Raw genomic sequence first — 10548 nt, forward strand, 5'->3', positions numbered from 1 at the left:
GACCACGGGTGCTGTCACCGTGTGGGAGTACGGCCTGCTGGGCGACCAACTGCCCTGGGCCGCGTGGGACGACATGGACGAGAACGGTCTGCGCGGCGAGCTCACCACCTGGCTCGTCCGCCACGCGCCGACACGCTTGCGCGCGGAAGGCGGAAGGCCGCCCTCGACCAACGGTTGGAGGGGTGGGCGCAGAGGTCCCCGGGAGCCACCCCGGGACTATGGTGCAAGCCGCGGATTCCCACCCCCCTCGTCCTCCATGAGCACGGACAGTTCGTCGGCCAGTTCCATGCAGCGCAGGCGGGCCGGGGAGAAGTCGTAGGGCATTTTGCCGGTGGCTTCGAGCACACTCATCGCCCTGCCGGAGCTGAAGCCTGAACGGTCGTCTTCGGCGTCGCCGGGCTCAGGGTGCGCAGCGTCCCACGCGCCGAAGAGGGCATCGTCGTCCTCGTCGAGGCCCGACTCCTCCATGACGGCATGCAGGGCCGCTTCGAAGGCGTGCCGTTCGGCGGCCACTTGAGCGACTCGTGGGTCATCGACGGCGACGCTGTCGTCGAGTGCCTCTTCGGCGTCGTCGATGCGATCGGATTCCTCCCGCAGAGCGGGATGCGTGGCCAGGGCGACGAAACGCGTGGCCTGGACGGCTGCTCCGAGCGGGCCGAAGATCCGCTCGGTGACCAGCAGAGTGTCCAGGTCCGCCTGGCGCAGGGAGCCCTCGGGCAGGATCTTGAGACGGTCGGTGACGAAGTCGGAGAGCAGGCCCATCCGGCTGCCTTCGGTCCGCATCCGTTGCACGGCGGTCCGCTGCCGCCGCAATTCCGCCTCCTGCTCGGCGAGGGTTTCCTCCAACCGCTCCAGGATGCCCGCGACACCGTCCCCGCCGTCCGCACCGGCGGAGGCCGTGCCGGTGGCGAAAGCGTCACGGATGTCCTCCAGCGCGATGCCGGCGTCGGCCGTCCTGCGAATCCACAGCAGGCGGATCATGTCCTCGTACCCGTAGCGGCGGCGGTCGTCGCCGCCCCGCTCGGGCTCGGGGAGCAGGCCGATCTCGTGGTAGTGGCGAATCGCCCGCGGCGTACAGCCGACGAAGGCCGCCGCGTCACCGATCCTGACCTGGCGGGGTGGCATGAAGGACGCAGGCATGGGGGGGCCTTCCCTTGAAGGGGCGAGATGTGGGTCCACCGGACCACATGCCGCTACGGAAGGTGCAACCCTCTCCCCGTTCAGGACCGGGACGCACTGCGAGCGGGTCGACTCGATTGAACCCGGCGACCCGTCCGCAGTCACGTACGCGCAGGCGCTACAGCACCGGCAGCAGGTTCTTCAGCTCGAAGGCCGTGACCTCGCTGCGGTACTCCTCCCACTCCTGCTTCTTGTTGCGGAGGAAGAAGTCGAAGACGTGCTCGCCCAGGGTCTCGGCGACCAGTTCGCTCTTCTCCATCAGGGAGATCGCCTCCCCCAGGTTCTGCGGGAGCGGCTCGATGCCCATCGCGCGGCGTTCCGCGTCGGAGAGGGCCCAGACGTCGTCGTCGGCGCCGGCCGGGAGTTCGTAGCCCTCCTCGATGCCCTTGAGACCTGCGGCGAGCAGGACCGCGTACGTGAGGTACGGGTTGGCGCCGGAGTCGATGGAGCGGACCTCTACGCGGGCCGAGCCCGTCTTGCCGGGCTTGTACATCGGGACGCGGATGAGGGCCGAGCGGTTGTTGTGGCCCCAGCAGATGTACGAGGGGGCCTCGCCGCCCGCGCCGGCCGCGCGGGACGAGCCGCCCCAGATGCGCTTGTAGGAGTTGACCCACTGGTTGGTGACGGCCGAGATCTCCGCCGCGTGCTTCAGGAGGCCCGCGATGAAGGAACGGCCCACCTTGGAGAGCTGGTACTCCGCGCCCGACTCGTAGAACGCGTTGCGGTCGCCCTCGAAGAGGGAGAGGTGGGTGTGCATGCCCGAGCCCGGGTACTCCGAGAAGGGCTTCGGCATGAACGTGGCCTGCACGCCCTGCTCCAGAGCCACCTGCTTCATCACCAGGCGGAACGTCATGATGTTGTCCGCCGTCGACAGCGCGTCCGCGTAGCGAAGGTCGATCTCCTGCTGGCCCGGGGCGCCCTCGTGGTGGCTGAACTCGACCGAGATGCCCATCGATTCGAGCATCGTGATCGCCTGGCGGCGGAAGTCCATGCCGACGTTCTGCGGCGTGTGGTCGAAATAGCCCGAGCTGTCCGCCGGCGTCGGGCGGGTGCCGTCGACCGGCTTGTTCTTCAACAGGAAGAACTCAATCTCGGGGTGCGTGTAGAAGGTGAAGCCCAGGTCGGACGTCTTGGCCAGGATGCGCTTCAGGACGTAGCGCGGGTCCGCGAACGACGGGGAGCCGTCCGGCATCAGGATGTCGCAGAACATCCGCGCCGTGCCGGGGGCCTCCGCACGCCACGGCAGGATCTGGAAGGTGCCCGGGTCCGGCTTGGCGATCATGTCCGACTCGTAGACCCGTGCGAAGCCCTCGATCGCCGAGCCGTCGAAGCCGATGCCCTCGTCGAAGGCCTGCTCCAGCTCGGCCGGGGCCACGGCGACGGACTTGAGGAACCCGAGGACGTCGGTGAACCACAGCCGCACGAAGCGGATGTCGCGCTCCTCAAGGGTCCTGAGGACGAATTCCTGCTGCTTGTCCATTGCCACATCCTTGCAGTTCAGACGGTCCGTGCACCACCGCCCGGGGTAGGGGGACACTTCAGTATCGCGACCCGGGATTTCCCCCAGATTACGCACACGGTGTAAGAGAGAGCACTCGGCCACCCACTACGATCAGCGACCGAGCAGCGGTCGGCTTCGGGGCCTGCTCCCCCGCCGGCTTCCCGCCCGTCCGCGCGCCTCGGTCCACGGACCGTTCTCCCGCCTCCCGGCCCCTTCGCAGAAGGACTCCACGACATGAGCTTCGACCCCCGGTACCCCCAGCCGCAGGCCCCCGACACCCGCGCGCGCTCCACCCGCAACCGGGCCATCGCCATAGGGCTGAGCGCCGCCGTCGTGGCCGGTCTCGTCGCTTTCGGCTCGTTCCTGCTGCTGGAGAACTCCGCGGCCGACGAGAAGTCCGACAACGCCTCGGCCGCCCAGGACGGCAAGCACCCGGACGGGCACGACGGCTCCCACGGCGACGCCAAGGGCGGGGCCATCGAGGGGCTGAAGTCCTGGGACGCGGCGAAGCTCGGCCGCCAGCACGTGGCGGGCACGGTCGACTACCCGATGGAGCCTCCGGTCGGCGGCGACCACAACGCCTCCTGGATGAACTGCAACGGCGACGTATACGAAAAGGCCCTCCCGGACGTCAACGCCGTGCACTCCCTGGAGCACGGCGCGGTCTGGGTCACGTACAACGGCTCGGCCGCCGAGACGGATGTCGCCGCGCTCGCCGAGCGGGTCGAGGAGACCCCGTTCACGCTGATGAGCCCGTACGCCGGTCAGGAGGGGCCGATCATGCTCAGTGCCTGGGGCAAGCAGGTCACCGTGGACTCCGCCGACGACCCGCGGGTGGAGCAGTTCCTCGGCCAATTCGTCCAGGGCGCGCAGACGCCCGAGCCCGGCGCCCCCTGCACCGGCGGACTGGCGACGGTGCCGCAGTGACGGACTCGACCGACACGACGGACACAGCGGACCCGGCGGACCCGGCCACCGGTGCTGAACGGCGGAAGACCGCGCGGGTGCGGTGGGCGGCCGGGGCCGCCGTGGCCCTGGCCCTGCTCTTCGCCGGGGCCGCCGCCGTCGCCTCCGCCCGTGAGGACGGTGAGGACGGTTCGGCGCCCCGCGCGGCCGGTGCCCCCGCCTCGGACTCCGCCGACGCCGGGTTCGCCCGGGACATGGCCGTCCACCATCAGCAGGCCGTCGAGATGTCGTTCATCGTCCGGGACCGTACGGAGGACGAGGACGTACGCCGTCTCGCGTACGACATCGCCAACACCCAGGCCAACCAGCGCGGCATGCTCCTCGGCTGGCTCGACCTCTGGGGGCTGCCCAAGGTCGCGGGCGGCGACGAGCCCCCGATGGCCTGGATGGGCGGCAGCGGTGGGGACGGCGGGCATGAGCACGGTGGGCACCATCCGGACGGGGGCGGCGACGGTGTGCTCATGGCGGGCATGGCTTCGCGCGCCGAGCTGGAGCGGCTCGCGCGCCTCGACGGCGAGCAGGCCGAGGTCTTCTACCTCCAGCTCATGACGGACCACCACAAGGGCGGCGTCGCCATGGCCGAGGCCTGTGCGTCCCGGTGCACCGTTCCGGTGGAGCAGCGGCTCGCCCGGGGCATGGTCGAGGGGCAGCAGTCCGAGCTGGGGCTGATGCGCGACATGCTCACCGAGCGGAAGGCCCAGCCCCGGCCCTGAGCCCGGGGCCACGGCCCGGACGACGCGCGTCAGCTTGCGTCCCCGCGCCGGCGCACCCGAACGGGTGATTGCGGTCGCGCGTGCCCTCCCGGCCGATGACGATGGGTGCGCTCGGGGCCGTACGGCAGTGCCATCGGCACGCAGGAGGAAATCCCCCATGACGACCGCCAAAGACATCATGCACAGCGGGGCCCGCTGGATCCCGGCCCACGAGACCCTCGACCGTGCGGCGCAGCTGATGCGCGAGCACAACGTGGGCGCCCTGCCCGTCTCGGCCGACGGTGATTCGGACCGGATGGTCGGCATCATCACCGACCGCGACATCGTCGTCGGCTGTGTGGCCAAGGGGCACGATCCGTCGAAGGTCACGGCGGGCGATCTCGCACAGGGCACGCCCCGTTGGATCGAGGCGGAGGCCGATGTGGACGCGGTCCTGGAGGAGATGCAGACCCACCGCATCCGCCGGCTGCCCGTCGTCGAGAACAAGAAGCTGGTCGGCATGATCAGCGAGGCCGACCTCGCGCAGCACCTCACCGAGCAGCAGATCGCGGGCTGGGCGGAGAGGGTCTACTCGCGCAGCTGACTCCCCGGCCGAGAAGCCGAGTCGTGAGCGTGACGGTTGCCCGGCGCGCCTGGTCCGCTTGGGCGGAAGGGTGCCGGGCCGCCGTTCGTCCGTATACCCGCCGGGGGTAGGGTGGCCCGCATGGCGGGCAGGGCGCGGAGCAGGAGCGTGACGTACGGCCAGCTGATGCTGTTCGCCGCTCTGCTGTTCGGCATCGTCACCATGCATACGGTCGGCCATCCGGCGGAGCACAGCGGATCGGCGGCGATGTCGGCGGCATCCACGTCGATGTCGGCGTCGTCAGCCGCCATGGGCGAGCACGTCGGCCCGGCCCCGGCCCCCGTACCCGCCCCGGCCCCCGTACCCGCCCCGGCCCCCGTACCCGCCCCGGGCCTCGTCGACGCCGAGCCCCCCTCGCCGCACGGCTCCCCCGGCACCGATGCCCCCATGAGCGGGATGGATCCGCTCTCCGTCTGCCTCGCCGTCCTCGGCGTCTGGGGCCTCGCCCTCGTCGGGTCCTGGCTGCTCGGGCTGCGCGCCGACGGGCGGCCTCTCGGTACGCCGGTGGGGGCTGGGCTGCTGCGGGTTCTGCGGCCGATTCCGCCGCCCCGGATATCGGTGCTCGCCAGCGTCTCGGTGCTGCGTATTTAGAAGTGGGCGTCTCACCTCCGCCCTTTCACCTTCTTCACCTTCACCCGAAACCACAGCACTCCAGAGGTGTCTTCAGCATGCCCATGCACCAACCCCCTCGCCGCGCCGTGCTCGGCGCCGCTCTCGCCGTCGCCGGTACGGGAGCCCTCGCCGCCTGTTCCGACGGCGGCGGCGCCCACTCCCCCGGTGGGGCGCAGGATTCCGGTACGTACGTCTCGCCCGGCGGCAAGGAGGTCGAGGCCGCCGAGGCCGCGCGCGGCTCCGGGCCCGTGCGGACGGTCTCCCTCACCGCCGCCCGTGCCCGCCTCGACCTCGGAGACGGGCGGACCGCCGCCTCCTGGGCCTACGGGGACCGGCTGCCCGGGCGCGAGGTGCGGGTGACGGCGGGCGACACGCTCGCACTCACCCTGGCCAACCACCTTCCGGAGCCCACCTCCCTGCACTGGCACGGCCTCGCCCTGCGCAACGACATGGACGGGGTTCCCGGGCTGACCCAGCGGGACATCGCGCCGGGGGCCGACTTCGCCTACCGCTTCGCCGTACCGCACCCGGGGACGTACTGGTTCCACCCGCACTCCGGCGTCCAGCAGGACCGGGGGCTGTACGCGCCGCTGATCGTCGAGGATCCGAAGGAGCCGTTGGCGTACGACAGGGAGTGGGTCGTCGTCCTCGACGACTGGGTCGACGGGGTGGAGGGGTCCACTCCGGACGCCGTTCTCAAGGAACTCTCCGGGGGCATGGGCGGCGGGATGGATCACGGCGCGCACACCATGTCGGGGGCCGAGGAGGACGAGGGCGGGGAACCGGACGGCCGCGGGCCCTCGCGGATGACGATGGGCGCCCGCAGTGAGCTGCTCGGGGGCGATGCGGGGGACGTCGCCTATCCGTATTACCTCGTCAACGGGCGGGTTGCGGAGGATCCGGAGACGTTCCGGGCGCGGCCCGGTGACCGTATCCGGCTGCGGATCATCAACGCCGGCGGCGACACCGCCTTCCGGGTGGCGCTCGGCGGGCACCGGATGACCGTGACGCACACGGACGGGTTCCCGGTCCGGCACACCACGGGGGATGCGCTGCTGCTGGGGATGGGCGAGCGGTACGACGTCCTCGTCACCGCCGGGGACGGGGTGTTCCCGCTGACCGCGCTGGCCGAGGGGAAGAAGGCGGCCGCCCTCGCCGTGCTGCGGACCGGAAGCGGGGCCGCGCCCGCCGCCTCCGTACGGCCCGAGGAGTTGGAGGGAAAGGTGGTGCAGGCGGGGCGGCTGGTGCCGGACCCGTCCGTCGCGCTGCCCGACCGGGCGCCGGACCGGACGATCCGCATGCGGCTCACCGGCGGGATGGCCCGGTACGACTGGGCCTTCGACGGGCAGCCGTACGACGCGAAGCAGCGGCGGCCGGTGGAGGCGGGCGAGCGGGTGCGGGTCGTCTTCGACAACGGGACGGCCATGTGGCATCCGCTGCATCTGCACGGGCACACCTTCGCGCTCGGCGGGAACGCCGCCGGAGCCCGTAAGGACACCGCGATCGTGCTGCCGCACCGGTCGCTGACCGTGGAGTTCGACGCCGACAACCCGGGGCTGTGGATGGTCCACTGCCACAACGTCTACCACGCGGAGGCGGGGATGATGACGGTCCTCGGCTATCGGGCCTGAGGCCTGATCCCCTAACAGCGGGTCGGCGCGGGCAGCCGCTCCGACCTGCGGTTCCGGTGGGTCCGGGCAGATTTTGCCCGGGCCTCCGGGGCATCGCGTCAGAAAGACGATTACACTGGCGGACGTGCCTCAACTACGCCTCGCACTGAATCAGATCGACTCGACCGTCGGCGATCTCTCCGGCAACTCGGAGTCGATCGTCCACTGGACCCGGCACGCCGCCGAGCAGGGCGCCCACCTCGTGGCGTTCCCCGAGATGGTGCTGACCGGATACCCCGTCGAGGACCTGGCCCTGCGGTCGTCCTTCGTCGAGGCCTCGCGGCAGGCGCTCCGCGCGCTGGCCGCCCGGCTCGATGCGGAGGGCTTCGGCGAACTGCCGGTCGTCGTCGGCTACCTGGACCGCTCCGAGCACACCGCCGCGCGCTACGGGCAGCCCGCCGGCTCCCCGCGCAACGCCGCCGCCGTGCTGCACCGCGGTGGGATCGCGCTCAACTTCGCCAAGCACCACCTGCCGAACTACGGCGTCTTCGACGAGTTCCGGTACTTCGTGCCGGGCGACTCGATGCCCGTCGTACGGGTCCACGGCATCGACGTGGCCCTCGCGATCTGCGAGGACCTGTGGCAGGACGGCGGGCGCGTGCCGGCCGCCCGTTCCGCCGGGGCCGGGCTGCTCCTGTCGATCAACGCCTCGCCGTACGAGCGGGACAAGGACGACACCCGGCTCGACCTGGTCCGCAAGCGGGCCCAGGAGGCCGACTGCACGACGGCGTATCTCGCGATGATCGGCGGGCAGGACGAGCTGGTCTTCGACGGTGACTCGATCGTCGTCGACAAGGAGGGCGAGGTCATCGCCCGCGCCCCGCAGTTCTCCGAGGGCAGCGTGATCCTCGATCTGGAGCTGCCCGCGGCGGCCGCCGCGGCGCCGTCGGGTGTGGTGGACGACGGGCTGCGGATCGACCACGTCGTGCTGTCGGACCGGCCCGTGGACGCGTACGAGCCGGAGCTCGCGGGCGGGTACGCGGAGCGGCTGGAGGACGAGGAGGAGATCTACTCGGCGCTGGTCGTGGGGCTCCGTGCGTACGCTGCGAAGAACGGTTTCAGCAGTGTGCTGATCGGGCTCTCCGGCGGCATCGACTCGGCGATCTGCGCGGCCATCGCGTGCGATGCGCTCGGGGCGCAGAACGTGTACGGGGTCTCGATGCCGTCGAAGTATTCCTCGGACCACTCCAAGGGGGACGCGGCCGAGCTGGCGCGGCGTACCGGGCTCAACTTCCGTACGGTGTCGATCGCGCCGATGTTCGACGCGTACATGGAGTCGTTGCAGCTCACGGGTCTGGCCGAGGAGAACCTCCAGGCTCGGCTGCGTGGCACGACGCTGATGGCCATCTCCAACCAGGAGGGGCAGATCGTGCTGGCGCCGGGCAACAAGTCCGAGCTGGCGGTCGGTTACTCCACGCTGTACGGGGATGCGGTCGGGGCGTACGGGCCGATCAAGGACGTCTACAAGTCGTGGGTGTTCCGGCTGGCGAAGTGGCGCAACCGGGCGGCGGAGGAGCGGGGGCAGACGCCGCCGATTCCCGAGGCCTCGATCACCAAGCCGCCGAGTGCGGAGCTGCGGCCGGGGCAGGTCGACACGGACTCGCTGCCGGACTACGAGGTGCTCGACGCGATCCTGGAGATGTACGTGGACCGGGATCAGGGTCTCGATTCCATCGTGGCGGCCGGGTTCGATGCGGAGCTGGTGGCCAAGACGTTGCGGATGGTGGATACGGCGGAGTACAAGCGGCGGCAGTATCCGCCGGGGACGAAGATTTCGCCCAAGGGGTTCGGGAAGGACCGGCGGCTGCCGATCACGAATCGGTGGCGCGAGTCGTCCTAGCGGGGGCGGGTGGCTGCCGGGGGCGTCCGGCGGCCGCCTTTGTCCTCAAGCGCCGGACGGGCTGGGCTCTCACGTGAGTGTCCGGCCCGTCCGGCGTATCGGTTCCGTCCTCAAGCGCCGGACGGGCTGGGGTGGGCGTGTCGGTTCCGTCCTCAAACGCCGGACGGGCTGGAGGGGGTGCCGGGTGGGCTGGAAGCGGTCGCCCGGTTCGTCTCGGGCGAGGTTGTGGACGACCCCATGACCACCCGGGACTTCCGCCCCGGCCCCCGGTCCAGGAATCCCGCCGTCGCCGCTATCGCCAAGCCCAGCACCGCCAGCACCGCGCCCACGAACGCCGGGGACGTCCAGCCCCAGCCTGCTGCGATCGCCACGCCGCCGAGCCATGCGCCGCCCGCGTTGGCCAGGTTGAAGGCGGAGTGGTTGGAGGCCGAGGCCAGGGTCGGGGCGTCCTTCGCCTTGTTCATGACCAGCATCTGGAGCGGGGTCGTCGTCATGAAGCCGAGGGCTCCCAGCAGCACCACCGTCACCAGCGCCGCCCACTGCACGTGCACCGTGAACGGGAACGCCACCAGGACCACCGCCAGCGCGCCCAGCGAGCCGTAGAGGGTCGGGCGCAGCGCGCGGTCCGTGAGGGGGCCCGCGGCCAGGGCGCCGAGCGTCATGCCGATGCCGAAGAGGGCCAGGACCAGGGTCACGGAGGACTCGCCGAAGCCCATCGCCTTCGTGGTCATCGCCGAGAGGTACGAGTACACCGCGAAGACCCCGGCGAAGCCGAAGACGGCGGTGAGCAGGCCGAGGATCACCTGACGGTTGCCGAGGGCGCGCAGTTCGCGGCGTACGTCCTGGTGCGCCTCGACGGGGATGTGCGGTACCAGGCGGGCCAGGGCCGCCATCGCGGCCAGGCCGATCGCCGCGACCACGAGGAACGTGGCCCGCCAGCCGAGGTGCTGGCCGAGCAGGGTCGCGGCGGGGACGCCGACGATGTTGGCGACGGTCAGGCCGAGGAACATCGTCGCGACCGCCCGCGCCTGGCGGCCCTCGGCGACCAGCCGGGCGGCCACCACCGCGCCGACGCCGAAGAACGCGCCGTGCGGGAGGCCCGCGAGGAGGCGGCCCGCCAGCAGCCAGCCGAAGTCGGGGGCGAGCGCCGAGGCCAGGTTGCCGACGGTGAACAGCGCCATCAGCGCCAGGAGCATCTTCTTGCGCGGGATGCGGGAGCCGAGGCCGGTGAGGAGCGGTGCGCCGAGGACGACGCCGATCGCGTACGCCGACACGAGGTAGCCGGCGGTCGGCACGGACGTGTCCAGGTCGTCCGCCACGTTGGGCAGCAGGCCCATCATGACGAACTCCGTCGTGCCTATGCCGAAGGCGCTCACGGCCAGGGCGAGCAGGGCCAGGGGCATGGGGAACCTTCGCAATCTCGGGGCGGGGGCAGAACGAAGAGC

Annotated in this window: 9 protein-coding genes; 6 read left to right on the forward strand and 3 right to left on the reverse strand. The window is 71.2% G+C overall.

Annotated elements, in window-relative coordinates:
- Positions 1 to 216: 216 nt before the first annotated feature.
- A complete protein-coding gene (locus tag ACFWM7_RS13175) occupies positions 217 to 1140 on the reverse strand; it encodes a MerR family transcriptional regulator (protein WP_383259385.1) in 924 nt (307 codons plus the stop codon).
- Between the two features lie 157 nt (positions 1141 to 1297).
- Complete coding sequence (gene glnA, locus ACFWM7_RS13180) at positions 1298 to 2659, reverse strand: type I glutamate--ammonia ligase (protein ID WP_030080862.1); 1362 nt, start codon at positions 2657 to 2659, stop codon at positions 1298 to 1300.
- A 255-nt stretch (positions 2660 to 2914) separates the two neighbouring features.
- On the opposite strand from glnA, the gene ACFWM7_RS13185 reads away from it, so the two are divergent.
- From ACFWM7_RS13185 to ACFWM7_RS13210, 6 genes are all read left to right on the forward strand, one after another.
- Positions 2915 to 3607 (forward strand): DUF3105 domain-containing protein, encoded by a 693-nt coding sequence (locus ACFWM7_RS13185; protein WP_383259388.1) that lies wholly within the window; start codon positions 2915 to 2917, stop codon positions 3605 to 3607.
- Positions 3604 to 4359, forward strand: coding sequence for a DUF305 domain-containing protein (locus ACFWM7_RS13190; RefSeq protein WP_383259391.1), 756 nt, complete (start codon positions 3604 to 3606; stop codon positions 4357 to 4359). The genes ACFWM7_RS13185 and ACFWM7_RS13190 overlap by 4 nt, the downstream gene beginning before the upstream one ends.
- A gap of 157 nt (positions 4360 to 4516) precedes the next feature.
- Positions 4517 to 4942, forward strand: a complete 426-nt coding sequence (locus tag ACFWM7_RS13195; protein ID WP_383259394.1) for a CBS domain-containing protein — start codon at positions 4517 to 4519, stop codon at positions 4940 to 4942.
- Positions 4943 to 5062: 120 nt separating this feature from the next.
- Entirely contained in the window at positions 5063 to 5572 is a 510-nt protein-coding gene (locus ACFWM7_RS13200; RefSeq protein ID WP_383259397.1) for a hypothetical protein, read from the forward strand.
- A gap of 77 nt (positions 5573 to 5649) precedes the next feature.
- Entirely contained in the window at positions 5650 to 7224 is a 1575-nt protein-coding gene (locus tag ACFWM7_RS13205) for a multicopper oxidase family protein (protein WP_383259399.1), read from the forward strand.
- Positions 7225 to 7348: 124 nt separating this feature from the next.
- Complete coding sequence (locus ACFWM7_RS13210; protein ID WP_383259401.1) at positions 7349 to 9103, forward strand: NAD+ synthase; 1755 nt, start codon at positions 7349 to 7351, stop codon at positions 9101 to 9103.
- Positions 9104 to 9255: 152 nt separating this feature from the next.
- Here ACFWM7_RS13210 and ACFWM7_RS13215 read toward each other — a convergent pair whose 3' ends face one another.
- On the reverse strand, positions 9256 to 10506 hold the full coding sequence (locus tag ACFWM7_RS13215) for an MFS transporter (RefSeq protein WP_383259403.1): 1251 nt from the start codon (positions 10504 to 10506) through the stop codon (positions 9256 to 9258).
- Positions 10507 to 10548: the final 42 nt, after the last annotated feature.

The sequence above is a fragment of the Streptomyces sp. NPDC058375 genome (genome assembly GCF_042723425.1).
In the GTDB taxonomy this organism is placed as follows: Bacteria; Actinomycetota; Actinomycetes; order Streptomycetales; family Streptomycetaceae; genus Streptomyces; species Streptomyces durocortorensis.